The sequence below is a fragment of the Euzebya pacifica genome, assembly GCF_003344865.1.
Taxonomy (GTDB): domain Bacteria; phylum Actinomycetota; class Nitriliruptoria; order Euzebyales; family Euzebyaceae; genus Euzebya; species Euzebya pacifica.
Genome location: NZ_CP031165.1, coordinates 766,014 through 792,446, shown reverse-complemented (window position 1 = coordinate 792,446; position 26,433 = coordinate 766,014). Strand labels below are relative to the sequence as shown.

The 26,433-nt window shown below is 70.5% G+C and carries 22 protein-coding genes; 14 read left to right on the top strand and 8 right to left on the bottom strand.

Annotated elements, in window-relative coordinates:
• Positions 1–131: 131 nt before the first annotated feature.
• Positions 132–1,559, bottom strand: a complete 1,428-nt coding sequence (xylB, locus tag DVS28_RS03205) for a xylulokinase (protein ID WP_216826360.1) — start codon at positions 1,557–1,559, stop codon at positions 132–134.
• A 152-nt stretch (positions 1,560–1,711) separates the two neighbouring features.
• Between xylB and DVS28_RS03200 the strand changes: the two genes are divergently transcribed.
• The 10 genes from DVS28_RS03200 (at position 1,712) to DVS28_RS03155 (ending at position 11,948) form a co-directional block, all read left to right on the top strand.
• Positions 1,712–3,394 (top strand): PQQ-dependent sugar dehydrogenase, encoded by a 1,683-nt coding sequence (locus DVS28_RS03200; protein ID WP_114590169.1) that lies wholly within the window; start codon positions 1,712–1,714, stop codon positions 3,392–3,394.
• A complete protein-coding gene (locus DVS28_RS03195) occupies positions 3,391–4,242 on the top strand; it encodes a ThuA domain-containing protein (protein WP_114590168.1) in 852 nt (283 codons plus the stop codon). Before DVS28_RS03200 ends, DVS28_RS03195 begins: the two co-directional genes overlap by 4 nt.
• Before the next feature lie 34 nt (positions 4,243–4,276).
• Positions 4,277–5,083 carry a hypothetical protein gene (locus DVS28_RS03190; protein WP_114590167.1) on the top strand — a complete coding sequence of 269 codons (807 nt, stop codon included), beginning with the start codon at positions 4,277–4,279 and terminating at the stop codon, positions 5,081–5,083.
• A 105-nt stretch (positions 5,084–5,188) separates the two neighbouring features.
• Entirely contained in the window at positions 5,189–6,454 is a 1,266-nt protein-coding gene (locus DVS28_RS03185; RefSeq protein ID WP_114590166.1) for an ROK family protein, read from the top strand.
• Between the two features lie 89 nt (positions 6,455–6,543).
• On the top strand, positions 6,544–7,869 hold the full coding sequence (xylA, locus tag DVS28_RS03180) for a xylose isomerase (RefSeq protein ID WP_114590165.1): 1,326 nt from the start codon (positions 6,544–6,546) through the stop codon (positions 7,867–7,869).
• 66 nt (positions 7,870–7,935) lie between these two features.
• On the top strand, positions 7,936–8,679 hold the full coding sequence (locus DVS28_RS03175) for an HAD family hydrolase (protein ID WP_216826359.1): 744 nt from the start codon (positions 7,936–7,938) through the stop codon (positions 8,677–8,679).
• 3 nt (positions 8,680–8,682) lie between these two features.
• Complete coding sequence (locus DVS28_RS03170; RefSeq protein WP_114590164.1) at positions 8,683–11,073, top strand: glycoside hydrolase family 65 protein; 2,391 nt, start codon at positions 8,683–8,685, stop codon at positions 11,071–11,073.
• A gap of 30 nt (positions 11,074–11,103) precedes the next feature.
• Positions 11,104–11,385: a DUF4235 domain-containing protein gene (locus DVS28_RS03165; RefSeq protein ID WP_114590163.1), complete on the top strand. Its 282-nt coding sequence runs from the start codon at positions 11,104–11,106 to the stop codon at positions 11,383–11,385.
• 26 nt (positions 11,386–11,411) lie between these two features.
• Positions 11,412–11,699, top strand: a complete 288-nt coding sequence (locus tag DVS28_RS03160; RefSeq protein ID WP_114590162.1) for a MazG nucleotide pyrophosphohydrolase domain-containing protein — start codon at positions 11,412–11,414, stop codon at positions 11,697–11,699.
• Between the two features lie 54 nt (positions 11,700–11,753).
• Positions 11,754–11,948, top strand: a complete 195-nt coding sequence (locus DVS28_RS03155; protein WP_114590161.1) for a hypothetical protein — start codon at positions 11,754–11,756, stop codon at positions 11,946–11,948.
• 25 nt (positions 11,949–11,973) lie between these two features.
• Here the strand turns inward: DVS28_RS03155 and DVS28_RS03150 are convergent, their stop codons facing one another.
• Together DVS28_RS03150 and DVS28_RS28105 are read right to left on the bottom strand one after the other, a co-directional pair.
• Positions 11,974–12,930, bottom strand: coding sequence for a TIGR03557 family F420-dependent LLM class oxidoreductase (locus DVS28_RS03150; RefSeq protein WP_114590160.1), 957 nt, complete (start codon positions 12,928–12,930; stop codon positions 11,974–11,976).
• Positions 12,927–13,430 carry a pyridoxamine 5'-phosphate oxidase family protein gene (locus DVS28_RS28105; RefSeq protein WP_164709871.1) on the bottom strand — a complete coding sequence of 168 codons (504 nt, stop codon included), beginning with the start codon at positions 13,428–13,430 and terminating at the stop codon, positions 12,927–12,929. The genes DVS28_RS03150 and DVS28_RS28105 overlap by 4 nt, the downstream gene beginning before the upstream one ends.
• 232 nt (positions 13,431–13,662) lie before the next feature.
• Between DVS28_RS28105 and DVS28_RS28100 the strand changes: the two genes are divergently transcribed.
• On the top strand, positions 13,663–14,460 hold the full coding sequence (locus DVS28_RS28100) for a VOC family protein (RefSeq protein ID WP_164709870.1): 798 nt from the start codon (positions 13,663–13,665) through the stop codon (positions 14,458–14,460).
• 177 nt (positions 14,461–14,637) lie between these two features.
• On the opposite strand, the gene DVS28_RS03140 is transcribed toward DVS28_RS28100, so the two are convergent.
• The 4 genes from DVS28_RS03140 to fabG form a co-directional block, all read right to left on the bottom strand.
• Positions 14,638–18,411, bottom strand: coding sequence for a penicillin acylase family protein (locus DVS28_RS03140; protein ID WP_114590158.1), 3,774 nt, complete (start codon positions 18,409–18,411; stop codon positions 14,638–14,640).
• Between the two features lie 75 nt (positions 18,412–18,486).
• Positions 18,487–19,713, bottom strand: a complete 1,227-nt coding sequence (locus DVS28_RS03135) for an acetyl-CoA C-acetyltransferase (RefSeq protein WP_114590157.1) — start codon at positions 19,711–19,713, stop codon at positions 18,487–18,489.
• A 224-nt stretch (positions 19,714–19,937) separates the two neighbouring features.
• Positions 19,938–21,803 (bottom strand): M36 family metallopeptidase, encoded by a 1,866-nt coding sequence (locus DVS28_RS03130; protein WP_114590156.1) that lies wholly within the window; start codon positions 21,801–21,803, stop codon positions 19,938–19,940.
• 141 nt (positions 21,804–21,944) lie between these two features.
• Positions 21,945–22,682, bottom strand: coding sequence for a 3-oxoacyl-ACP reductase FabG (gene fabG, locus DVS28_RS03125; protein WP_114590155.1), 738 nt, complete (start codon positions 22,680–22,682; stop codon positions 21,945–21,947).
• Positions 22,683–22,727: 45 nt separating this feature from the next.
• On the opposite strand from fabG, the gene DVS28_RS03120 reads away from it, so the two are divergent.
• From DVS28_RS03120 to DVS28_RS03110, 3 genes are read left to right on the top strand one after another with little or no spacing between them, the layout of a single operon-like run.
• On the top strand, positions 22,728–23,165 hold the full coding sequence (locus tag DVS28_RS03120; RefSeq protein WP_114590154.1) for a nitroreductase family deazaflavin-dependent oxidoreductase: 438 nt from the start codon (positions 22,728–22,730) through the stop codon (positions 23,163–23,165).
• Positions 23,165–24,124 carry an MBL fold metallo-hydrolase gene (locus DVS28_RS03115; RefSeq protein WP_114590153.1) on the top strand — a complete coding sequence of 320 codons (960 nt, stop codon included), beginning with the start codon at positions 23,165–23,167 and terminating at the stop codon, positions 24,122–24,124. The genes DVS28_RS03120 and DVS28_RS03115 overlap by 1 nt, the downstream gene beginning before the upstream one ends.
• 4 nt (positions 24,125–24,128) lie before the next feature.
• Positions 24,129–25,685, top strand: a complete 1,557-nt coding sequence (locus tag DVS28_RS03110) for an FAD-dependent monooxygenase (protein WP_114593959.1) — start codon at positions 24,129–24,131, stop codon at positions 25,683–25,685.
• 252 nt (positions 25,686–25,937) lie between these two features.
• On the opposite strand, the gene DVS28_RS03105 is transcribed toward DVS28_RS03110, so the two are convergent.
• Complete coding sequence (locus DVS28_RS03105) at positions 25,938–26,351, bottom strand: cyclic nucleotide-binding domain-containing protein (protein WP_164709869.1); 414 nt, start codon at positions 26,349–26,351, stop codon at positions 25,938–25,940.
• Between the last annotated feature and the right edge of the window lie 82 nt (positions 26,352–26,433).

The following is a 26,433-nucleotide window of genomic DNA, read 5'->3' as shown; positions in this document are numbered from 1 at the left end:
CGGACTGGTTGCCGTGCACGGCAGCCAGCCCTTTCCTCCTGAATTCGCCGCTCACACAACGAACTCCTGCTCGCTGCGTGATTTTCTTCGGGCGCGTCATCGACGGACCCGCACCCCCAGGAGGTCGGGCGCTACCCGGCGCCGAAGAGGGACCCGGCGACGGCGCGGATGCGTGCCATGGACGAGGGATCGTGGTCGATGGGCGCCAGCTCCTCCCCCGCCTGGGTCTTCCAGCGTGCTGCCACCGCGAGCGGGTCGACCTGCTCCAGCGCCGCGGCAGCCTGCACCGCGGCGCCCAACGCCACGAGCTCGTCGGCGGCGGGGACCAGCAGCCGGCGGCCGGTGAGCTGACCGATGACTTGACGCCACGCCGTCCCCTGGGCGCCGCCGCCGATCAGCACCAACGGCGCGTCGGGGTCCAGTCCGCCGGACTGCTCGGCGATCGCATCCATCGCGTCCACCAGCGATGCAGCGGCACCCTGGTAGGCCGCGAGGAGGATCTCGCCGGGTTCGGTGTCGTGGCGCAGGCCGAGCATGGCCCCGCTGGCGTTCGGCAGGTTGGGGGTCCGCTCGCCGTCGAGGTAGGGGAGCATCGTGACGTCAGTGCGGTCGGCCACGGCGTTGCGGTCGATCCCGAGCCACGTGGCAACGCGGTCGACGGCCAGCGTGCAGTTGAGCGTGCAGGCCAGCGGCAGGTACCGGCCGGTGGCGTCGGCGAAGCCGGACACGGTGCCCGAGGGATCGCCCGGGCGCCGGTCGCTGACGGCATACACCGTGCCGGATGTCCCGAGGCTCAGCACGGGCACGCCGGGCTCGACCCCGAGGCCCATCGCCGCAGCCATGTTGTCGCCCGTGCCGGGCGCAACGACCGCGCTGGTGGGCAGGCCGAGCGCCGACGCCGCGGCGGACGTGATGGTCCCGACCACCTCGGTCGGCGCGGCCACGCGTGGCAGGAGCGATGGATCGAGGTCGACCGCGGGCAGGCTCAGCACAGCCGGGTCGTAGGCCTCGGCGGCCGTGGAGTACCAGCCGCTCCCCGACGCATCGCCCCGGTCGGTGACGGCTGCCCCGGACATCCGGGTGGTCAACCAGTCGTGCGGCAACCGCACCGATGCGGCGGCAGCGGCAACAGCGGGTTCGTTGGCCCGGAGCCACGCCCACTTGGTCACCGTGTACGCCGCGACGGGCACCGACCCCGGGCCGGCCGCCCACGCCTCGGGGCCACCGAGCGCCGCGGTCAGCTCCTCCGCCTGCGGGGCGGAGCGTGTGTCGTTCCACAGCATCGACGCACGGAGGGGCTCGTCGCTGGCGTCGCTGACGACCAGTCCGTGCTGCTGTCCCCCGATGGCGATCGCCGCGACCTCGCCGGCCCGACCGGTCTGCTCCAGCGCCTCGGCCAGGGCGTCCCACCAGACGGTGGGATGGGTCTCCCTGGCGCCGTCGGTCCCCGTGACCGTGTGCGTCGCACGACCGGACGCAACGGTCCGTCCCGTCTCGGTGTCGACGACGAGCGCCTTGGTCGCCTGGGTCGAACAGTCCACTCCCACAACAAGTGCCATGTCGGCGCATCCTAGCCGAAACAAGACATTTGTGTTCATCGCGCAAGAATTCTGAGGACACGAGCAGGATTTGTCTGTTCAGCGTCGAAACCCCCATGCACACCCGTACGGAGACCGTCCGTTCGGCGTGATGTCCACCGCGAGGAGCCGACATGACCACCACCCTCCGACGACCATCCCGGACACGGCCACGCGCCGTCCCCCTGCTGGCCACCACCCTGCTCGTCCTGCTGGGGTTGCTGCTTACCGGCAGCGGGACCGCCAACGCCCAGTTCGCCGTTCCGCCGTTCATCGGCGCCAACGACATCGAGCTCCAGGTCCTCACCGAAGCGACCCAGGACCCCACCGCGATCGACGTGGCTGCCGATGGCCGCGTGGTCTTCGTGGAGCGGAAGGGTGCAGTCAAGGTCATCCTGCCCTCCGGGGACGTGGTGACCGCCGGCCGCTTGCCGACGGCGGCCAACGAGTGCGACGACTGCCCCGACGATCTCAACGAGGGTGGCCTGCACGGCCTCCTGCTGTCCCCGGACTTCGACGTGGACAACACGATCTACCTCTACTACTCCGTCCCCGGATCCCAGGGCGTCGCCCCCTACCCGCCCAAGCATCCCGACGCCGGGGGCACCCAGGCACTCGAGGGCATCAACCGGTTGTCCTCGTTCGTGCTCGGTGACGACAACGTGCTGGACCTCGACTCCGAGGAGATCGTCTTCGAGAACGCCGTGGAGTGGCTGGAGTGCTGTCACTACGGCGGCGACCTCGACCTGATGCCCGACGGCACCCTGGTGATCTCCAACGCCGACGACACCAACCCGTTCGAGTCCAGCGGCTACGCCCCGATCGACGAACGACGCAACCCCTCCGACGTCTTCGACCGCGACACCCATCGCGAGGCGTTCGATGCCCAGCGGACCTCGGCGAACAAGGCCGACCGGCGTGGCAAGGTCCTGCGCATCAACCTCGATGGCTCCATCCCCGACGGATCGGTCCCGGGTGTCGTGGCCAACCCGTTCGTGGACGACCCCGACGCCGACCCGGCGGTGTGGGCAATGGGCTTCCGGTCGGACTACCGGATCGCCGTCCACCAGCAGACCGGCACCGTCTACGTCGGCAACGTCGGCCCGGACGCCAGCAACGCCAACGCCCAGCGCGGCCCCGCCGGCCACGACGAGCTGGACGTGGTCCCCCCGGGCGGTGGCACCAACCACGGATGGCCCTACTGCATCGCCGACAACCAGCCCTACATCGACTACGACTTCGAGACCGGCACGAGCGGCGAGCCCTTCGACTGCTCCGGCTACACCGAGCCCGCGCTGTACTACTCCCCCACCCTGTCCACCCAGTGGCCGCAGCTGCGGGCGGGCGGCCGGACATCCATGACCGGTGTCGTCTACGACTACGCCGGCGACGGCGCGCTGGCCCTGCCGGACCGGCTGCAGCAGAAGCTGCTGTGGTTCGAGTGGAGCCGCAACATGATCTTCTCCATCCCGGTGGAGGCGGACGGGTCGCTGGACACCTTCGTGACCTCGGTCCAGCACGAGTCGGCCCTCTCGCCACGCCACCCCCACGATGCGGCCATCGGTCCGGACGGCGCGGTCTACCTCGTCGAGTACGGGACCGGCTTCTGGAACAACGGCAACTCCCGCATCAGCCGGATCGCCTGCAGCGGCTGCCAGCCCGAGACCGTCTCCGCACCGACGCAGTACGTCGTCGGCGCGACCGCCCCCGCCCCCGTTCCGGCCACCACCGACCGGACCCCGCTGGTCGCCTCGAGCGCCCTCGTCGTCGTGGCCGGCATCGCCCTCGGCCTGCGTCGCAAGCAGGTCGTCCGATGACCGGCGGCACCACCGGGGTGCACCTCCACGGACGGGGCCGCCGGGCGCTGCTCGTCCTGGCCATGTGCATGGCCACCCTGGCGTCTGCGGTGGCACCCGTCGCCGCGGACACCGACCCCCCGCACCTGTGGGTGTTCTCGCGGACCGACGGTTTCCGCCACGGGTCGATCGAGCACTCCCAGCAGGTGATCACCGACCTTGCCGCGTCCACCGGCGCGTTCACCGTGGAGTTCTCCGAGGACACGGCAGACCTGACGACCGCCCTGCTGGACCGCACCGACGCGATCCTGTTCGCAAACACCACCGGGGAGCACCCCTTCTCCGAGGCGCAGAAGGCGATGTTCGTCGACTGGCTGCTGGACGGTGGTGGCTTCATGGGCATCCATGCGGCCGCTGACACCAACTACCAGTGGCCCGAGTACCAGGAGCTGGTGGGTGCCGCGTTCGAGTCCCACCCGCACAACGGCAACCAGATGGGCGGCTTCCTGCTAGACCGCGCGACGGTGCAGATCGAGGACACGACGCACCCGATCACGGCCGCATGGGATGGGGCCGAGGAGTTCCAGATGCGCGAGGAGTACTACCGGTGGCGGCAGAACCCACGGGGCACACAGGACGTGCACGTGCTGCTCAGCCTGGACGAGACCTCGACCTACACCGGCTTCGGCCAGCTGGGCGCGATCAGTCCCGCCTACGACGACGACCAGCCCCTGGAGTGGACCAAGTCCTTCCGCGGCGCGAACCGGGTCTGGTACACCAACCTCGGCCACTACGAGGGCACCTACGGCGACCCCCAGTGGCAGACCCATTTCGTGGCCGCGGTGCAGTGGGTGACCTCCGCGGAGTGAGCACCGCCGAGGGCGGCCGAGGAGCACGCCTTCGGTGACCGACACACAGACCGCTCGTCCCGCCTCCATCCGGTGGTGGCGATGGGGCGGGGCCGACCTGGCCCTGCCGGACCCCGAGGCCAGGGCGTCCCGGCAGGGCTTCGGCCTGCCGCGCTCGGCCCTGGTCCTGATGGTGGTGCTGGCCCTCGGGGCGACCGCCATCCTGCCGGCCCCGTGGGCGGTGACGACGCCGGCTCGGCTGGTCGACGTCGCCGACGCGGTCCGGGTCCACGTCGGCGACACCGATCCAGCGCTCCACGGTCGCATCGTGGTCCCTGCCGTCGACCCCCATCCCTCGTTGCTGATGGTCGCTGCAGGGCTCGTCAGGCCCGACCGTCGACTCACCGGGGCGCCTGCCGAGCGCGTGCGTGGCCTCGATCCAGTCGAGTCAGCGTTGCTGGTCGGGCAGGGCATCGCCCCCGGACGAGGGCAGGTCGACCGGCTCGGCCTGTCCGCCGACGTCGGCTCCGACGACACGACCCGAACCCAGCTCGGGGTGCTCCTCGCCATCGTCGACCTGGTCAACAGCGCCGACCTCGTCGCCGGCCGCACGGTGCTTGCGCTCGGGTCGGTCGACGCCGACGGGACCGTGGGCTGTCCAGCAGGCGCTGAGGCGTCGCTGGAGGCGGCCGGCGCCGCCGATGTCCCGATGGCGGCACCGCTTGCCCCGGACCTCGTGATCGTCCCCGCGGCCTGCGCGGTCGAGGACGTCGCGGTCAGGACCCTCGTGGGCGAGGCCGCAACGGTGCTGGCCGTGGGGACGCTGGAGGAGGCCGTGGCTGGACTCCAACGGGCGCCATGAGGAAGGGGTGGCACTTTTGTTCACAGTGTGCCTATATTTGTCGTCAGCCCGTCGCCGAGGCCGTCCCTCCCGGCGAGACGCCTGACCAGGAGGAGGAGGTGGACCATGGCGATCGAAGTGCAGGCCTACCGCACGTTGCTGGCCCCGCCAGCTCGAGCAACCGAACGCGAGTCCGCCGTCACCGGTGCGACCATCCCGCGCCGCGCGAACCTGATCTCGACCATGGCCCACCTGCACCTGCGTGGTGCCCAGTCGCGGTCCGAGCTCGTTGCCGGCCTCAACCTCAGCCGATCCGGCATCGGCAGCCTCATCGGCGAGCTCATCGATCGTGGGATCGCCGAGGACGCCGGTGTGGACCGCCAGCCCTCCCCCGGACGTCCCTCCCTCGTCGTTCGTCTCAACGCCCGCCGGGCGGTCGCCATCGCGGTCGAGATCGGTCCGGGCGAGGTTGCCGTGGCCAGCGTCGGCCTGGGCGGGGTCCTCTTCGACCTGGTCCGTCAGCCGATGCCCGATCGTGCGGCCGTGCCCGAGGTGGTCGAGGCCATCCGCCTGCTGGTCGAAGACCAGATCGACCGCCTTCCGCCCGACGCCACCCCCGTCGGCGTCGGCGTGGCCGTCGCCGGTCTGGTCAACAACGACGGCCTGCTGCTGCACGCGCCGAACCTGGGCTGGGGCCACACCGACCTGCGGTCGGTCCTGCGCACCGCCCTTCCCTCCGGCCTGACCGTCACCGTGGGCAACGAGTCCACGCTGGCCACGATCGGTGAGTACCTGCGCGGCAGCCTCCGCGGCGTCGACAACGGGCTGCTGATCAGCGGCAACGCCGGTGTCGGTGGCGGTGCGGTCGTCAACGGGCGCCTGCTGTGGGGGGCCAACGGCCTGGCCGCCGAGGTCGGGCACATGAAGGTCCAGCCCGGCGGCGCCGCCTGCGGCTGCGGTGGCAAGGGATGCTGGGAGACCGTCATCGGCCTTCCCGCCATCCTGCGGGCCAGCGGCCTCACCGACCTGCCCGACGGCACCGACCCCATCGAGGCGCTGGCCGATGGCGCGGCGGCGGGAAACGCCGAGGTGCTGGCGGCCCTGGACGATGCCGGCCGCTGGGTCGCCACGGGCCTCGGCAACCTCCTCAACGTCCTCAACCCCACCCGCATCGTCTTCGGCGGCCGCCTCGGCCGGCTGTTGCCGCACCTGCGGACGACGGTGGAGGAGGAAATGGGGCGCCAGGCCCTGCTCGGCCCACTCGTGGAGTGCGACATCGTCGAACCGCACCTCGGCAAGGACGCCACGCTCATCGGCGCCAGCGAGCAGGTGCTGTGGCACGTCCTCACCCACCCCGAGGACCTGCTCGTGGACGACGCCGCGTCGGCCTGACGACCTCCGGCTGCCCCGCCCGACGCCAGCCCCAGACCACCCCCCGCCAGACCCTGACCGAACCACCGCACGACCGCCAGGAGCCATCCATGCAAGAGTTCTTCTCCACCGTCCCGTCCCGCATCCCGTTCGAGGGGCTCGACAGCACCAACCCCCTCGCCTTCAAGGTCTACGACGCCGACCGCGTCGTCGCGGGGCGGACGATGGCCGAACACCTGCGGATCGCGGTGTGCTACTGGCACTCCTTCAACTGGCCCGGCAGCGACGTGTTCGGTGGCGGCACCTTCGATCGTCCGTGGCTGGACGATCCCACCTCGATGGACGCCGCGCGGAGCAAGATGGACGCCGCGTTCGAGTTCATGAGCAAGCTCGGGATGCCTTTCTGGTGCTTCCACGACCGTGACATCGCCCCCGAGGGCGACACCTTCACCGAGACCGTGGCCAACCTCGAGTCGATGGTGGAGTACGCCGAGAAGAAGATGGCCGACACGGGCGTGCAGCTGCTGTGGGGTACCGCCAACGCCTTCAGCCACCCCCGCTTCGCTGCCGGCGCCGCCACCAACCCCGACCCCCGCGTCGTGGCGCACGCCGCCGCCCAGGTCAAGCACGCCATGGACGCCACCGTCCGCCTCGGCGGCCAGAACTACGTGCTGTGGGGCGGCCGCGAGGGCTACGAGACACTGCTGAACACCGACCTCGGTCGTGAGGCCGAGCAGATGGCCCGGTTCCTGCACATGGTCGTGGACTACAAGAAGTCCATCGGCTTCGAGGGGACCCTGCTGATCGAGCCGAAGCCGCAGGAGCCGACCAAGCACCAGTACGACTACGACAGCCAGTCCGTCGCCGGCTTCCTGGCCCGCTACGACCTCGAGGGCGAGTTCAAGGTCAACATCGAGGTCAACCACGCCACGCTGGCCGGCCACAGCTTCCACCACGAGGTGGCCTACGCCGTCGCCAACGGGGTCTTCGGCTCCATCGACGCCAACCGCGGCGACGACCAGAACGGCTGGGACACCGACCAGTTCCCCAACTCCGTCGACGAGCTGTCGCTGGCCATGTACGAGATCCTCAAGGGCGGCGGGTTCACCACCGGCGGCTTCAACTTCGACACCAAGCTGCGTCGCCAGTCCGTGGCCCGCGACGACCTGTTCCACGGCCACATCGGCGGCATCGACACGCTCGCCCGCTCGCTGCTGGTCGCCGAGACGCTGGTGGAGTCCGGCGAGCTGGCCGCTGCCGTGGACGAGCGCTACGCCGGCTGGGACGGCGAGCTGGGTCGCGACATCATGTCCGGCGCCACCCTGGCCTCCCTCGCGGAGAAGGTCGGTGCCGACAACATCGACGCCGCCCCGACGTCCGGCCGCCAGGAGGCGCTCGAGAACGTGGTGAACCGGGCGATCTGGACCACTTCCTGATCCCTGGCGCTGGCGTCGGGCGCTAGGGTTTGGCTCCTCCCGCACCAAACCCGGAAGGACCCCTCCGTGTCCGACGCCAGCATCACCCCAGCGCGCTACGACGCGGTCCTGTTCGACCTCGACGGCGTGCTCACCGACACCGCCGCGCTGCACGCCAAGGCGTGGAAGACGATGTTCGACGAGTTCCTGCGGCGGTACTCACTGGCCCACGACCTGCCCTACCAGGCGTTCGAGATCGCCACGGACTACCGCAGCTACGTCGATGGTCGTCCCCGCTACGAAGGCGTCAGCGCGTTCCTGGAGTCCCGCCGCATCGTGCTGCCCCTGGGCAACATGGACGACTCGCCCCGCGAGGACACCACCTACGGGCTGGGCAACCGCAAGAACGAGATGGTGCAGGAGCTGATCGACGCCGGGGTCGAGCCGTACCCCTCCTCGGTGCAGCTGGTCGACCGGTTGCTGGCCGAGGGCATCAAGTGCGCCATCGTGTCCTCCAGCCGCAACGCCCGGCGTGTCCTGGAGGCGGCGGGCATCGCCGACCGGTTCGAGCTGGTCGTCGACGGCGAGGTCGCCCGGGAGGCCGAGCTCGCCGGCAAGCCGGCCCCCGACACGTTCCTCGAGGCCGCCCGCCGGCTGGGGGCCGAGCCCGAACGGACGGTGGTGATCGAGGACGCCGTCGCCGGGGTCGAGGCCGGCAAGGGTGGTGGATTCGGCCTGGTGATCGGGGTCGACCGCCTCGACCAGGCCGACGACCTCCGGGCACACGGTGCCGATGTCGTCGTGGCCGACCTCGACGAGCTGCTGGCCTAGACGATGCTGCAGCGTGACATCGTCGGCCTGCCCACGTCGATCTACCCGCCCGACCCCTGGGCGCTGGTCGAGAAGGAGTTCACCCCCCGCTACCTGGCGGAGACCGAGTCCATCTTCGCGATCGGCAACGGGTTCATCGGCATGCGTGCCGTCCCCGAGGAGGGACGTCCCTACGTCGAGCGCGGGTCGCTGATCAACGGCCTGCACGAGCAGTGGCCCATCCGCCACCCCGAGCACGCCTTCGGGTTCGCCGAGGTCGGCCAGACCATCATCGCCGCACCGGACCCCCGCCGCTTCCACCTCTACGTCGACGACGAACCGCTGGACCTGCGTCACGGCGACATCCGCGAGTACGAACGCCGCCTCGACTTCCGCACCGGCCTGCTGACCCGTGTCATCGAGTGGCGGCTGCCGACCGGCGTGCGCGTGCGCGTCACCTCGGCCTCCATGACCTCGCTGGTCCAGCGGCACCTCGTCGCGTCGCGCTACGAGGTCGAGGTCCTCGACGGGCACGCCCACGTCGTCGTGTCCTCCCAGCTGCGCAACGTCCAGGACACCAAGCACGATGACGGGGACCCCCGTCGGGCCAAGGGGTTCGACCACCAGGTGCTGGTCGGCGAGGGTGCTCGTGCGCACGACCGACGCGCCGTCCTGCAGTACCGGGTCGCGCACTCCGGCATGACGATGGCCTGCGGGATCGACCACGTCCTCGAGGGCGACGCGGTCGTCCACGAGGAGTCCAGCGCCGACGACCAGCTCGGACGCCTGGTCGTGACCGCCGACATGACCAGCGGCCAGCGGATGGCGATCACCAAGTTCGCGGCCTTCCACACCTCCGCGGTCAACCACGACGGCCAGCCCACCCGTTCGCAGCGGCTCGCCGACCGGGTCGACCGCACCCTCGACCGTGCCATGCGGACCGGATGGCAGGCCACCGCCGAGGAGCAGCGGCAGTACCTCGAGGACTTCTGGGATGCCGCCGACGTGGAGGTGCACGGCAACCCGACGGTGTGCCAGGCGATCCGCTGGAGCCTGTTCCAGGTGTGCCAGGCCACGGCCCGCGCCGACAGCCGCGGCATCCCGGCCAAGGGCCTGACCGGCAGCGCCTACGAGGGCCACTACTTCTGGGACGCCGAGATCTACGTCCTGCCGTTCCTGACCTACACCAACCCGTTGCTGGCCCGCAACGCCCTGCGGTTCCGCCACGGCATGCTGGACCACGCACGACGACGGGCTCGCGAGGTCAACCAGAAGGGTGCGCTGTTCCCGTGGCGGACCATCACGGGTGAGGAGGCATCGGCCTTCTTCGAGGCCGGCACCGCGCAGTACCACATCAACGCCGACATCAGCCATGCGGTGTCGAAGTACGCCAAGCTGACCGGCGACGAGGACTTCCTGGCCGAGTCCGGCTCGGAGATCCTCGTCGAGACCGCACGGTTGTGGGCCGACCTCGGGTTCTTCCGCACCGAGGGCGACCGCGAGACCTTCCACATCCACGGTGTCACCGGCCCCGACGAGTACACGACCGTCGTCGACGACAACGCCTACACCAACATGATGGCGGCGGGGAACCTGCGAGACGCGGTCGACGTGGTGGAGTGGCTCAGGGAGCAGCGCCCGGAGGACTTCGCCCGCCTGCTGCGCCGCACCAACCTGCACAGCCGTGAGGTCGCCGAGTGGGGCCGTGCCGCCGAATCGATGTACGTCCCCTACGACGGCGAGCACGGCATCACCCCGCAGGACGCCCACTTCCTCGACCTGCAGCGCTGGGACTTCGACAACGTGCCGCGCGACAAGTACCCCCTGCTGCTGCACTTCCATCCCCTGGTGATCTACCGCTACCAGGTCATCAAGCAGGCCGATGTCGTCCTGGCCATGTTCCTGCACGACCAGGCCTTCGACATGGCCCACCAGGAACGCAACTTCGACTACTACGACCCGCTGACCACGGGCGACTCGTCGCTGTCGACGGCCATCCAGTCCATCGTGGCCGCGCGCATCGGCAACGAGGCGAAGGCCATCGAGTACTTCCGCTACGGCGTGTTCATGGACCTCGCCAACGTCGCCGGCAACACCGGTGATGGCGTGCACATCGCGGCCGCCGGCGGGGTGTGGCTGTCGATCGTCCACGGCTTCGGTGGGCTGACCGACACCGGCGAGATGCCGGACTTCCGGCCCCGCCTGCCGGCCTCCTGGGACGGCCTGACGTTCAACCTGCAGCTTCGGGGTCGCAAGCTGCGCGTGGACGTCAGCCGGCACGAGACCACCTACACGGTGCGCGGCGAGGATGCGCTGGAGATCTGCCACCAGGGTGAGCCCGTGGTGCTGCAGCCGGACGTGCCGACGGTCATGGAGCTGCACCCCATGCTGACCAGCCACCCGCAGGAGGACTGACACGGCGGAGGGCTGGGTAGACCACGGTCCATGAGCGACAACTCCAGCTTCGTCCGCAGCAGCATTCCCACCCTGGCCGGCATGGCCGGCGCGATGGGCGCCCGATCGGCCATCAGCAAGGCCTACGCGTCCAAGCGCGGGACCGAGCCACCGGTCGACCCGGGCGCCAAGGGTGCGACGTGGGGCTCGGCCATCACGTGGACGGCGGTCATGGCAGCCGGTGCCGCCATCGGCCGCCTGGTCGCGCGCTACGTGGCCGGCGAGCAGGTCGACAAGCACTTCTCCGGCCAGCGGGAGCTCGAGAAGGCCTGAGGACTCCAGCAGGTACCGTCCCGGCGATGGACATCGCCACATTCCAGCAGCAGATGGTCGACCTCTACGGCGACCGCGACGCCGAGCGGGGACTCGCCCGCACATTCGCGTGGTTCACCGAGGAGGTCGGCGAGCTGTCACGTGCGCTGTTCCGGGGGGATCACGACGAGCGGATGCACGAGTTCGCCGACGTGCTGGCGTGGCTGGCGTCGTTGGCTGCCCAGTCGGGCGTTGACCTGGCCGAGGCTGCGCAGCGGTACGCCGACGGCTGCCCCCGCTGCGGGGCGTCCCCCTGCGCCTGCCGGCGGGGCTGACGCGGTCGACCGGGGGACGGATACGCGGGGCCCGGAAGTGGGAAGGGTTCGTGCATGAGCCCAGATCCCGTCATCCCCGACCCCGGCGAGCCGATTCCGGTCCCCGACCCGGGTGAACCCACACCGATCCCCGACCCCGGCGAACCGACCCCGGTGCCCGACCCGGGCGAACCCGAGCCGCTGCCGCAACCCGGCGACCCGGATCCCGGGCCCGACCCCCAGCCGGACCCGGGGCAACCGCTGCGCTGACCCGAGAGTCGGTCCCTCCGCGCGATCAGTCGAGGAGGGGCCTGACCTCGGTCTCGAAGAAGTCCAGCGTCTTCTCGACGTCGTCGCCGACCGGGACCAGCGAGAGGTTGGTGAAACCGGCGTCGACGAACTGCCGGACCATCTCCGCGTACGGCTCGGGGTCGGGCCCGTGCGGGATGGCCTCGCCGACCTGCTCGGGTGAGAGGTGGGCGGTCGCCGCGTCGAAGTTGACCGGGTTCGGCAGCTCGGCCATGACCTTCCAGCCGGGCACGGCGAAGCGCATCCGCTCGTGGGCCAGTCGCAGCCCCTCCTCCTCCGTGGGTGCCCACGCCAGGGGGATCTCCGACCAGGTCGCCGTGGGATCACCGCCCATGTCGTCCCAACGGCTCACCAGGGACTCGTCGGGATCGACGGCCATGATCGCGTCCGCACCGACGGCCTTCGCCACGCCGAGGGACTGCTCGCCCGACACGCCGACGCCCAGCCGGATCGGGATCTCGGGCAGGTCGAAGATGCGTGCATCCTCGGCGGTGAAGTGCCGGCCGCGATAGGTGTGGAATCCGCCCTCCCACAGACGCCTCATCAGCTCACCGGCTTCGGTGAGCATGTCGTGGCGAACGTCGACGGCGGGGAAGTGGTCACCGGTGACGTGTTCGTTGAGCCGTTCCCCGGCGCCGATCGTCAGCGTGAACGGCTTGCTCGACATGCTGGCGACCGTCGCCGCTGCGTGGGCGATGACGAGCGGGTGATAGCGACCGATGGGGCAGGTCAGACCGGTCGCCATCTCCATGTCCGTGGCGGCAGCGACCGCCCCGAGCACCGTCCAGGCGAACGGCGAGTGGTCGTGTTCGGGCAGCCACGGATGGATGTGGTCGGAGATGCAGACGAACTCCAGCCCGCGTTCCTCCGCGAGCTGCGCGTGACCCACGAGGGTCCGGGCGTCACGCAGCTCGCTCATCAGCTTCAGGCCGAAGCGGGTCACAGGCGCACCTCCCCGTGCTCGCCCTCGTCGTCGCTGTCGATCGGCGTGCCGGTCAGGATGCTCCTGGCCACCCCGAAGGCGAAGGAGACCTTGTCGGTGCCGGTCGTCGCCCAGTACTCGGCGCTGACCAGGTCGACGCGGACGACCACGACGCCGGGATCCTCAGGTCCCTCGGGGAACCACGCCTTCATGACCGGTGACCACAGCTCGTCGACCTTGCTGCGGTCGTGGCTGATCTCGACCTCACCGGTGGCGGCGACCCACGTGTCGGAGGACTGGAAGGTCAGGACTGCCGGGTCGCCCGAGGCGATCTCGCGGACCTTGCCGCTGTCGATCCCGGTCACGAACCACAGCGTGTCGCCGTCGCGCTGCGCCACGTGCATGGGGCGGCCGTGTGGCGTGCCGTCGGCGGTGAAGGTGGTCAACATCGCGGTGTCGAAGTCGTCGAGGACCTCGTACAGGGCGGTTCGATCGGTCTGCTGTTGGGTGTCGGTGCTCATGTCGGGTGGTCCTTTCGCCTCTCGGTTCGGCGGGTGCGGTCAGCGGTTGTGGGGTGGCCGCGATCCGCTCGTCCTCTCCGGTACCCGGGTCCTCGGCGCCCGACTCGTGGCAACTGCCACCGTCCTGCCACTGCGTCGTCAGGAGGTCACTCAGGCGACATGTTCACGGCAAGCCGAGAGGCGTAGCGTCGCCCCTGTCGACGACGACACCCCCACCCGAACGGAGACGACCATGCCCGAGCGCAGCAGCTACGACCACGGCACCCCCAGCTGGATCGACCTGATGACCCCCGACACCGATGGCGCCAAGGCGTTCTACGGCGGGCTGTTCGGGTGGACCGCCGAGGACATGGACGGCCCGGACGGCGAGTACATCTACACCAACCTGTACAAGGACGAGAAGCTGGTCTGCGGCATGGGCCCCCTGAACGACGACATGGCCGACATGCCGCCGGCCTGGACGTCCTACATCAACGTCGACGACGCCGAGCAGGTCGCCAAGTCCGTCGAGACGGCGGGCGGTCAGGTCCTGATGCCCGTGATGCAGGTGATGGAGGAGGGCACGATGGCCCTGTTCACCGACCCAGCAGGGGCCGCGTTCGGCGTCTGGCAACCTGCCAACCACAAGGGCGCGGGGATCGTCAACGAACCCGACACCTACTCGTGGAACGAGCTGATGTCCCGCGACATCGACGCATCGAAGGCGTTCTACACCCAGGTCTTCGGGTGGGAGTACGACGAGATGGACATGGAGACCATGACCTACAGCGTGGTCAAGGGCGGGCACGAGGACGAGGGCCGGGCCGGCCTCATGCCCATGCCGGCGGAGATCCCCGAGCAGGTGCCGTCGTACTGGGGCGTGTACTTCACCGTCGCCGACGCCGACGCCACGGTGGCCAGGGCCAAGGAGCTCGGTGGGTCGGTGATGTTCGGCCCCGACGACACCCCGGTCGGCCGCCTCGCCGCGATCGTCGACCCGCAGGGCGGCAACTTCTCGATCATGCAGCCGAGCGAGCCCTCCAAGGGCTGATCAGGGCCACCCGGCCCGCCCCGTGGAGGGCCGGCCCGCGGGGGCTCGGCCTGTCCGACCCGAAATGTGCAGCTCGACCCAGCGGCCGGCCGAGCTGCGCACCCCGGAGAGTCGGTGGTGCAGCTCGGCCGGGCGGCCGGCCGAGCTGCACGAGACGGGTCGGTCAGACCGTGTCGGTCAGGTCAGGGACTCCAGGGCCTGTCGCAGCGCCGACGGGAGCGGGGTGGTGCCGCCGACGAACCAGATCCGCTCGGCGTCGTCGACCAGCAGGTCACGGGCCGCCGGGGCGTTGTCCAGCGAGTCGGGCTGCAGCAGCACGAGCACGCCGCCGGTCCGGGCCGCGACGGCACCGGCCGACAGGGCGTCGGGGAACGCCTCGCCGGTGACCACGTAGGCCGTGGCCGCTGACGCGCCGGCCTCGACGGCTCGAGCGGTCAGTGCGGCCGCCGTGGCGTAGCGGGTGGCCCCGTCCGCCCGCGCGACCGTGGCGCCGCTGTCGGTGACCTGCTGGGCAACCGTTGCCGAGACCGCAGCCGACCCACCAGCGATGACCACGTCGGCGCCGTCGAGCGCGTCGGCCACGTCGTCGGGCAGGGCGTCGGTGTCGGTCAGCAGGATGGCACGGTCGTCGGCCGCCGCGAACGGGCCGGCGGCCAGCGCGTCGGCGAACGACCCGGCGTTGGCCAGGACGAACCGATCGGTGACCTCGAGCTCCTCCGCGATCGCCAGCGCCGTCTCGTAACGAGAGTCGCCCGCAACGCGGCTGGCCGAGACCCCGATCACCTCCAGCCGCGAGACGACCGTCTCGGTGATGGCAGCCGTGCCGCCCAGCACGATCGCGGTGGTCGCGCCGAGGCGGACGATCTCCCGCTCCGACGCGGGCGACAGCTGTCCGGAGTCCGTCAGCAGCAGCGGCGCGTCGTTGGCCGCCGCAAGCGGGGTGCCGGCCACGGCGTCGGCGAAGGTGCCAGCGGCAGCCAGGACGACCGTCTCGGCACCGTCGGGGAACGCGTGTCGGCTGGCCGCAGCCGACGTGGCGATGCGGTCGGCACCGGCGATGCGGCCGGTGATCGTGCCGGACTCCACGACCTGGTGGAACGTCGGGCGGTTGACCCAGCGCATCGACGGGGCGGCCACGACGCCGGCAGCGCCCTGGACGATGTTGTCGCAGTCAGCGGGGTAGACCCACTCCGTCGGGGTGGTGGAACCGAAGTGATAGGCCTCGGGGAACCCGCATGGCGGCTCCTCCTCACCCTCGTAGGTGGTCGACAGGACGTCGATGGCGTCGGCGAGGGACTGCCACAGCACCTCGCTGCAGTCGGCACGGGTACCGGTGCCGCAGTAGGTGCGGCTGCGCTCCTCGCGCATCGGCATGTCGAGGACCTGCCAGAAGTCCTTCTGCAGGAAGCGCATGCGGCCGGAGTTGTACGCCGAGCCGATGCCACCGCGGGGGTGGTCCTCCACGCCCTCGGGCCAGGTCTCCAGCGGTACCTCGTCGCCGAGGACCGCCTCGATCATCGGACGCACCCATGCGTCGCCGATGCTGACGGCCACGGCGTGGTCGTAGATGCTGTCACGGTCGAGGTCGCGGCGGTGGCCACCGACGTCGACCCAGTCCTGCAGGATGCTGCGCATCGAGGACGCGAGGTCGGCGTCGCCTCCGAGGACTGCCGGCGGCTCGGTGCCCATGATCTCAAGCGCGAGGCCGTAGATCTCCTGGGGGTTGAAGTCCACCGTGCCGGCGTCCTCGGCGATGTTGACCATGTCGCCGCGGGTCAACGCCTGACCGGACGCCATCGCGGCCTCCATGCGGACGGCGAGGTGCTCACGACGGTCGGTGGAGTGGTGCTTCCACGTGTCGTCCTGGGAACGGAAGTCCTGGGCCTGCTTGTTGTTCCAGTTGGCGTAGAACCCCTCCTCGGGGTTGACGTCCTGCGGCTGGCCCGCGGGCTGCAGGAACGCACCGGTCCACTGGTGGCCGCGGCCGCCCCACGTCAGCAGGTCCGGATCGGTGTCGTCCTGGCGGATGGGGCACAGGCAGGTGTGCCGGTAGGCGATGTCCTCACCGTCGATGTAGAACCAGTTGAAGGTGAAGTCAATCCCGTCGAAGGCGCGGTTGAACGACTCGACGCCGTCGGTCATGAAGTCGGGGTCGTTGATGCGCATGAAGCCGATGGCCGACCCGAGCTCGTCCTTGAAGGTGGAGCGCTGCTCGGCGATGGCGACGGGCGTGCCGTCGGTGGCCAGCGCACGGCCGACGATGGCGGCGTCGTTCAGCTCGGGGATGCGCCCCAGCTCCAGGGTGAAGACGATGCTGTCCACCACGGGCGGATCGGGGATGCCGCCGGCCGTCGGCTTGGCGACCTGGGTGTGGGTCAGCACGGGGATCTCCGCGCAGGTGCCGTCCCAGACGTACCCGGTCGAGTCGATGGTGGCCTCGCCACCGTCGGGGTCGCACAGCTCGATCGCCCACTCGTCGACGAGGTCACCGGAGGCGGAGGTGGCCGACCAGGCGTAGTCGCCACCGCGCCCGAGCTGGACGTAGATGTTGGTCCCGGCGAACGCCGTTCCGCGGGCGTCGAGGCCCGGGGCGTGGATGTCGGTCTCGACCAGCAGCTGGGGCGTGTAGTACCCGGTCTGCGGGCCGAAGACGGCGATCGGCACACCGGAGTCGGTCACGTCGGCGGTCGCGAGGATCGCGTTGGACATGCCCAGCGGGGTGCGCAGGTCGATCGGACCGAACGGGCCGTCGACGACGCCGAGGTTGACGGTGTCGCTGGTCGGCCAGCCGGACCGGGCCTGCACGGTGCCGGGCACGCCGACCCCGCCGATGCCGCCCTCGAACGCGGGAACGAACGAGCCGGGCTCGAGCAGCGCGGTGGTGGTCTCGTCCAGCGCCGTGGGGTTGTTGTAGGGGAAGGAGTCCTGGATCGTCAGCGACGCGTCGGGGTCGTTGGCGGCCTTGAGGTCATCGAAGATCGCCCGGCCCTCGGCGTCACCGTGCTGGTCGATCAGGTCGGCCATGAACATGGAGTTGGCGGCTTCGTTGCCACCACCCTTGCCGAAGATCCCGCCGACGAGCGAGGCGATGGAGAGGATGTCGCGCAGCACGAAGTCCTCGGGGAGGATCTGCAGCGCCGGGTACTCACCGGGCAGCAGCATCGGGTTGGTCCGGACCGCCGCGACGTAGTGGTTCACGCCCTCGATGTAGGCGGTCCCGTCAGCGCAGATCTGGCGGCGTTCGGGGTCGCTGGAGTCGCACAGGGCGGCTTCCTGGGCGATGTAGTCGTCCTCGTCGTAGCCGGCGACCAGCAGCTGGCCGCGGTCCATGGCCTTGTTGGCCTCGCTGGCGCCCAGGAACTCGCTCATGCGGGCGTAGCCGATGTGGCGCAGGAGGTCCATGAGGAACAGCCGGTCCTCGGCGGTGGCGTAGCCGTTGGCGCACTGCGCCTGGGTCCGGTCGCTGGAGTAGATGTGGGGAACACCGAAGGCGGTGTCGCGGAAGGCGATCACGTCGTCCCCGCAGGCCGAGACGTCGATCTCGACGACGTCCCCGTCCGCACCGAACGACCCGTCCTTGAAGAAGCGCTCGAGGTCGCCGTCGGTCACGCCGAGCAGCGGTTCGCCGTGGTCGCCATCGACGGGCAGCCCACCCTCGTAGACCAGCGTCTCGTACATCGCGGTCTGGTCGTTGTAGTGCTCGGGCAGCTGCCCCGCCTGCGCGGCCAGGATCTCCAGGGTGTTCAGCACCCCGTCCGCGCCCGGCGGCATGATGTTGAGGAAGCCACCGGCGTCGCCGTTCTGCTGGAACCGTCCGTCCAGCGGCGGGTCGTCCTGGGCGTCGGCGGTGGGCGCCAGCAAGCTGGCGAGCAACGCCATCGCAAGGACGACTGGTAGCGCGAGCACCACGAATCGTGGCGCGACGAGGTGAACGGGACTGCGGCGGCTCATCAAGGGCCCTCTTTCGGCTCAGAAGGTGGAGGTGTCTTCTACTTCACTCCGAGCACGACCGCCACCCCTCGGGGCTTACGCCTCGATCCGTTCGAGGACCGCCGCCAGCCCCTGCCCCCCACCGATGCACATGGTCTCCAGGCCGTAGCGAACCTGACGACGGTCCATCTCGCGGGTCAACGTGGCGAGGATGCGAGCCCCGGTGGCACCGATCGGATGGCCCAGGGAGATGCCGGACCCGTTGACGTTGGTGCGGTCCCAGTCGGCGTCGGTGAAGCCCCACTCGCTGGTGACAGCCAGCACCTGGGCAGCGAACGCCTCGTTGAGCTCGATCAGGTCCATGTCGGCCAGCGTCAGGCCGGCCCGGTCCAGCGCCTTCGCCGTCGCGGGGACGGGGCCGAGGCCCATGTGCGAGGGGCGGACGCCGGCGACCGCCCAGCTGACCAGCCGGACCAGGGGACGCAGGCCGAGGCGGTCGGCGGTCTCGCGGGTGGTGACCAGGCAGACGGCGGCCCCGTCGTTCTGCCCCGAGGCGTTGCCCGCGGTGACGGTCGCGTCGGGGTCCTGACGGCCCATGATCGCCCGCAGCCCGGCGAGCTTCTCCACCGTCGAGCCCGGCCGCGGGTGCTCGTCGGTGTCGATGACCAGGTCGTCGGCCTTCCGCTGCGGCACCGAGACGGGGACGATCTCGTCGTCGAACCGGCCCGCCTTCTGCGCGGCGACGGCCCGGTCGTGGGAGCGGACCGCCAGCTCGTCCTGGGCCTCGCGGGTGACGGCGAAGTCGCGCCGCAGGTTCTCGGCCGTCTCGATCATCCCGCCCTCGACCGGGTGGTACTGGCCACCGGCGGTGACCCGCCCGCGGGCCAAGCGGTCCTCGAACCCGGCGGGGCGGCCCTTGAGCCCCCACCGCGCGCCGAGGACGTAGTGCTCGGCCTGGCTCATCGACTCGGCCCCACCCGCGACGACGAGGTCGGCCACGCCCGTCTGGACCCGCATGGCCGCGTCGACGACGGCCTGCAGGCCCGAGCCGCAACGACGGTCCAGCTGCAGCCCGGGAACCTCCACCGGGAACCCGGCGTCCAGGGCAGCAACCCGCCCGATCGCCGGCGCCTCGCCGTTGGGATAGCCCTGCCCGAGGATGACCTCGTCGACCTCGGCCGGGTCCACGCCGGTCCGGTCGACCAGCGCCCGGATGACGGTGCTGGCCAGGTCGGTGACGGGCACGTCGCGGAACATCCCGCCGTACCCCCCGACCGCCGTCCGGAGTGGTTCACAGATCACCGCGTCACGAAGCTCGCCCATGCGCCGCAGCGTACCGCCCCTCCCCGGGCGGATTTTGACCCACCCCGTGACGGAATGGTCCCCACATGGCGGCCGGCGCGCCCTCGAAACGGCGGTCGCGTTGACGGGATGGCCCCCGTTGGACGTCGGAGGTCCCCGAAGTGGGTCAAGATCCGTCAACGGCAATGGGCGAACACGACGAGGGGCCCCGCCGTGGTCGGCGGGGCCCCTGGGTTCAGCGTGTGCTACTCGCAGGCGGCCGGGACGTCGAACGCCTCGGTGCCGTCGGTCTTGCTGGCCGGGTTGGCCTGGTCGGCGGACTCACCCAGGCCGCGGCGGGCGAACGTCGACCAGATCAAGCACTCGTTCTCGCCGCCGGTCAGCGCCGCGTCGGCGGCGATGATGGCGTTGCGGGCGTCGACGAAGCCGGGCTGGCAGACGGCCATCTTCATGCCGTCGACGGTCAGCTGGATGGCGAGGTTGTTCCCGCCGGTCTCCCAGCCGTCGTAGACGTTGGGGTTGAAGCCGTGCTCGTCGACCAGGTTCCAGTAGAGGTCCCACAGCATGGTCGCCCAGACGTAGCCGACGCCGTGGGGCTCGGCCGCCGTCTTCACGCGGTCGTAGGTCGTCGGGTTGACGGTCATGTCGGTGGAGTACGGGGTGATACGGATACCGGCACCGGACCGGTTCTCCTGGTGCAGGACGTAGGTTCCGACACCGCGGGGGGTCGCCCCGTCGTCACCGTCGCGCATGGTCAGCACGTAGGACCAGTAGTCGCTCCAACCCTCGCCCTGCCGCTCGTCATGGGAGCCGAGGCAGCTGACGTTGCTCGGTCCGCCGACGAGGCGGTTGGACACGCCGTGGCCGTACTCGTGGGCGATGATGCCGGCGTCGAGGTCACCGTCGCGGGTCTCGCCGGTGTCGGGCCAGATGTACATCTGCATCCGCGGGGCGGACCCGTCGGCCGGGGTGCCGAAGTTGGCGTTGTTGACGCCGCTGCCGTCCTGGGCCTGTGCCTCGACGGCATCGTTGCCCGCGCCCTTGCCGGTGTAGTTGTGGACCTGGAAGTTGCCGGCCTCCTCCGTGAAGCCGTACACGCCGGTGACGTCGTGCATGATGTTGTTCCAGTAGAAGAGGTTGTCCACGGCCGCATCGCGGTAGGCCAGCGGGGTCAGGTCGTAGCGCTCCAGCGGGTGGTCGAAGTCCAGCCCATCGCCGCCGCTGGGCTGGCTCAGCGGGTCGGGGATGTTGTCGGGCACCGTGTCGGCGTAGGCGTTGACGTTGTTGCCGCGGGTGACGGTGTACTCCGGGCCCGGCTGGCCGTCGGTGTCGTGCCAGCCGAAGGGCGACACGCGGGCGTCGGCGGGGTTCTCCACGATCACGCGGGGGCCGTCGTTGGGGTTCTCCATCGGCATCGGGAAGACGTTGTAGGACGAGCCGTCGTCTGCCCGGTCGCGCGGCAGGATCGGGTCGATGACTGCCGCGGCCGCCGCGGTGTCGTCCTGGCGGACGGTCCGGGCGGTGATCTCGTGGACGGTGTCCTGGGCAACACGGTCGTACTGCGCCAGGACCTCACCGGTCTCGGCGTCGATCGACAGGTTCCACCAGCTCGTCGCCGTCTCGACATCGAGGTTCCAGGCCAGGCGGGCGCTGTCGCTGGCGAGGGCCTGGTAGACCAGCTCCGCGCCGCTGGCCTGCATCGGGTCCGCGTCGACGGCCAGCGCACCGGCGGCCAACGCTTCCTCGGCGCTGAGGGCCTGCTCGCCCGTGGCGTTGTCGGCCACGTCGAGCACGAAGTGGTGGCCGCTCAGCAGGACCTCGCCGTCGAGCACGTTGACGGTGGCCTCGGCGCCGAGGACGGGCAGGCCGTCGACCGTCTGCCGCAGGTAGACGTACGTGACGCCGTTGTGCGCATCGGTGTAGGCGTCGGTGACGATGCTGCCGGCGACGTCGGCGGCCGACAGCTCGTCGGTTCCGCCCAGGTGGGTGCGGGCCAGCGCGGCCTGTGCGGTGAGGTCAGCGGCGCCGGTGTCCTGCGCGCCGGCAGGCGACAGCATCATGGCCATGGCCAGCACGAGGCCGGCGGCCAGGAGTGTGCGGATCTTCGACAAGGGGTCCCCAGTTCGTTCGGATGGCGGGTGTGCGCCTCCTTTTGACACGACCGTCAGGAACTCCTGCACGAACCGGGGAACTACTTTCGGCAACCCCGTGCGGGGCGGCCGCTCCTACACGAGCCGGCCGCCCGCGACTCCTCACATGTGTCGGCCGCCAGCGACCTCGATCGTGATGCCCGTGCAGTAGCTCGACAGGTCGCTCGCCAGGAACAGCGCGACCTTGGCGATCTCGTCGGGCTGGCCAGCGCGTCCCAGCGGGATGGCCTTCTCGGCGGCCTCGTAGGCCTCCTTGGGCATCGCCGCGGTCATCTCCGTGGCGATCAGCCCGGGCTGGATGGCGTTGACGCGGATGTTGGCGCGGGCGGCCTCGCGGGCCACCGACTTGGTCATGCCGACGATCCCGGCCTTGGCGGCGGCGTAGTTGGACTGGCCGAAGTTGCCGACCTTTCCCGAGATCGACGACATGTTGATCATCGACCCGCCCTCCCCCTGGGCCTTCATCCGCGCCAGGCCCTCCTTAAGTCCCAGCCAGGTGCCCTTCAGGTGGACGTCGATGACCTGCTCGAACTCCTCCAGCGTCATGTTCTTGAGGCTGGCGTCCCGTGTGATCCCCGCGTTGTTGACCAGGACGTCGACGCGGCCGAACGCCTCGATGGCGTGCTCGAACATGCCAGTGACGTCCTCGGGGTCGGTGACGTTGGCCCGCACCCCGGTCGCCTCGCCCGACAACGTGCCGGCCGCCTCGACCGCAGCGTCCTCACGCATGTCGGCGATCACCACCTGTGCACCCTCGTCGCTGAAGCGCTGGGCGATGGCCAGTCCGATGCCCTGTGCCCCACCCGTGATCAGCGCAACTCGGCCCTCGAGCAATCCCATGTCATTCCGTCCTTCGTCGTCGGTGCAGCGTTAGGCTCACGGTAGATGCCTCTACAGGGAACATACGAGCCGAGTCCGGTCCAGTGGGTACGCGATCAGGTCGCTGAGTACGAGTCGTCGAAGGGACGACGCGGCACCACGATGCGTGGGATGCCGGTGATCGTGCTGACCACCGCTGGACGTACCTCCGGCAACCTTCGCAAGTCCCCGCTGATGCGAGTGGTCCACGACGGCGACTACGCCGCGGTGGCCTCCGTCGGCGGCGCGCCCGAGCATCCGGCCTGGTACCACAACCTGGTTGCCCATCCGGCGTGCACCGTGCAGGACGGCCCGACGATCAGCGATCGGGTGGCACGTGAGCTGGAGGGAGCGGAACGCGAGGAGTGGTGGGCGCGCTGCGTCGAGGCCTTCCCCGACTACGCCGAGTACGAGACACGCACCGACCGGATCATCCCGGTCATGCTGCTGGAGCGCGACGACTGATGGCCAAGCCGTTCGCCTCCGAAGCCGACACCGCCGCCAAGGACGAGGTCCTGGAGGTGATCGGCGAGGGGGTGTACGCGCTGACCGCCGGCGGCGACCCGACCGTCGGGGCCATCGAGGGCGACGACTTCCTCGTCTGCATCGAGGCGCGGGCCACCCCGCACATGGCGGACAAGTGGTTGGCGCAGCTGCGGGAACACACCGACAAACCCGTCCGGTACCTCGTCCTGACCCATTACCACGCCGTCCGGACGCTCGGCGCTGCCGCCTTCGACGCGGACGTGATCATCGCCCACGACCTGACCCGTGCCCTGATCGCCGAACGCGGCCAGCAGGACTGGGCGTCGGAGGCCGGCCGCATGCCACGCCTGTTCGAGGGGGCCGAGACCATCCCCGGGCTGACCTGGCCGGACGTGACGTTCAGCGACACGTTGACGATCCCGTTGGGTGGGGCCCGAGGGTCGTTGGAGCTGCGCTACTGCGGCCGGGGCCACACCGAGGGTGACCTGGTCGCCTGGCTGCCGGCCCAGCGCATCCTCTTCGCCGGCGACCTGGTGGAGTCCAAGGCGGCGCTGTACACCGGCGACGCGTTCCACACCGACTGGTCGACCACGACCCTGGATGCCGTTGCCGACCTCGGCGCCTCGACCCTGGTCGGTGGCCGCGGCGAGGTCGCCCACGGCGAGGACGCCGTGGCGGCGGCGATCGAGCAGACACGTGACTTCCTGATGGTCATGCGCCGCGAGGTCGGGGCGGTGCACCGCGACGGGGGCACGTTGCCCCAGGCGTTCGAGGCCGCGCATGCTGCGCTGTTCGAGGCCTACGGCCACTGGCCGATCTTCGAGCACTGCATGCCATTCGACGTCGCCCGCCTGTGGGACGAGCTCGACGGGATCGAGCGGCCACGGATCTGGACCGCCGAACGCGACCGCGAGGTGTGGGCGGAGCTGCAGGGGTGAGGTGATGCACGCGCCCGTGGTGATCGCCGGCGGTGGGCCGGTTGGCATGACCACGGCGCTGCTGCTGGCCCGTCACGGGGTCCCCTCGGTGGTGCTGGAGGCCGAGCCCCTCGCAACCCGCGTCGGGTCCAAGGCGATCTGCTTCCAGCGCGACGTCCTCGACGTCCTCGACCGGGTGGGCGTGGCGCAGCAGGCCGTGGCGGAGGGGGTGACGTGGCGGACGGGCCGGACGTTCTACCGGGACCTCGAGCTGAAGGTCGTGGAGCTGCCCAGCACCGGCCCCGAGGCGCTGCCGCCGTTCGTCAACCTCAGCCAGTCCGCGCTCGAGGGGTACCTCATGGACCGGGTTGACGCCGAGCCGCTGGTCGACCTGCGGATGGGCTGTCGGCTGGTCGGGCTGTCGAGCGATGACGGTGGGGTGGCCGCGACGGTGCACACCGACGAAGGATCGGCGCAGGTGGAGGGCGCGTGGCTGGTCGGCGCCGACGGGGCCCGTTCGACGGTGCGCCAGGCGATCGGTGCCTCGTTCGAGGGCGAGACGTGGGACGACCAGTTCCTCATCGCCGACATCGAGGCCGACCTGCCGTTCCCCGCCGAGCGTCGCTTCCACTTCGACCCCGAGTGGAACCCCGGCCGTCAGGTCCTCGTCCACCAGCAGCCGCGGTCGATCTGGCGGATCGACTGGCAGGTCCCGGCGGACTTCTCGCTGGAGGAGGCCCGGTCCTCGGGTGAGCTCGACCGGCGGATCCGTCAGATCGTCGGCAACGCCCCGTACCGGATCGACTGGGTCAGCGTCTATCGCTTCCACCAGCGCATCGCCGACCCGTGGCGTCGCGACCGGGTGTTCCTGGCCGGCGACGCCGCCCACCTGATGTCCCCGTTCGGCGCCCGGGGCCTGAACTCGGGAATCCAGGACGCCGAGAACCTGGCATGGAAGCTGGCGTTCGTCGAGCGGGGGTGGGCCGGCCCGGACCTGCTGGACAGCTATGCGGCCGAGCGGATCCCGGCGGCGAGGGAGAACCTGCGCGTGACGGGCGACACGATGCGGTTCATCGCCCCGAGGGCGGAGGAGGAGCGGCGACATCGCGTGGACACCCTCGACCGCGCCGTGGACGACCCGTCGGCGCGCGCGTCGATCGACTCCGGGGTGCTGGCCGAGCCGTTCTGGTACGTCGACTCACCGCTGACCACACCGGCGGGGGACCTCGGGGGGTTTCCTGTCGACGCGGGTGTTCCACGGCCGCCGGTCCCGGGGGTCCTGTGCCCCGACGGGCCGGTGGGCGGCGGTCGGCTGCGAGAGCGGTTCGGCGACGGCATCGTGCTGCTGGCCTTCGGGGAGGACGCGGAGGCGGTGGCGGCCCGGTGTGGCGCCGAGGTGGGTGCGACAGGGGTCGGGGTCACGACGTTGCGGTTCGAGCCCCGCTCCACCGTGGGTCGGGCGCTGGAGGTGGTCGGCGACTGCGTCGTCGTGATCAGGCCCGACGGCCACATCGCGGCCCGCCTCCTCCTCCCCTGCATGGGGTTGGTGGACGCCGTCCGCCGGTGCCTCGGCCACCCGTGAGGCGTGTCGAGAAAGCGGCCACCCGTCGTGATTGGCCGACACACGTTGGGGTCGGGCCGGGCACCCCCACCGACGTGTGTCGAAAAAGCGGCCACCCGTCGTGATTGGCCGACACACGTTGGGGTCGGGCCGGCCACCCCCACCGACGCGTGTCGGAAAAGCGGCCACCCGTCGTGATTGGCCGACACACGTTGGGGGGTGGGCCGGGCCGCCGGGTTCCCGCCGCCGCTGCCTCGGCCACCCTGGGATGGGTCAGGCGGGGACGGCGGTGCGGGCCTCGCTGGCCTGGCGTACCTGGCGGCCGAAGCCGGGGAACTCTGCGACCAGCCCGGCGAAGTACGGGCGGGTGCTCGTGGCCAGCACCATCTCGGTCTCGGCGACAACGGTGGCGTTGCGGCGGCCGGCGCCGACCAGGGCCATCTCGCCGATGACGGCGCCGTCGCTGATGTGGGCGATGACCTGCCCGTCACGCTCGACGCGGGCTCGGCCCTCGACGACCAGGTAGAACTCGTGGCCCAGGTCGCCCTGGGTCAGCAGCGTGTGGCCGGCCTCGACGGTGACGAGGTCCAGCACCTTGCTGGCGTCGGCGACGCGCCGGGTGGACTGGTCGGCGAACGCCGGAAGCCGACGGATCACATCGGTCTTGGGGTCACGACGACGGAACATGAGGGGTCTCCTGACGGAGGATAGGGAAACAACAGCAAGCATAGTGCTTGCTCCAGCTATCACATCGTACGGATGTGAACGA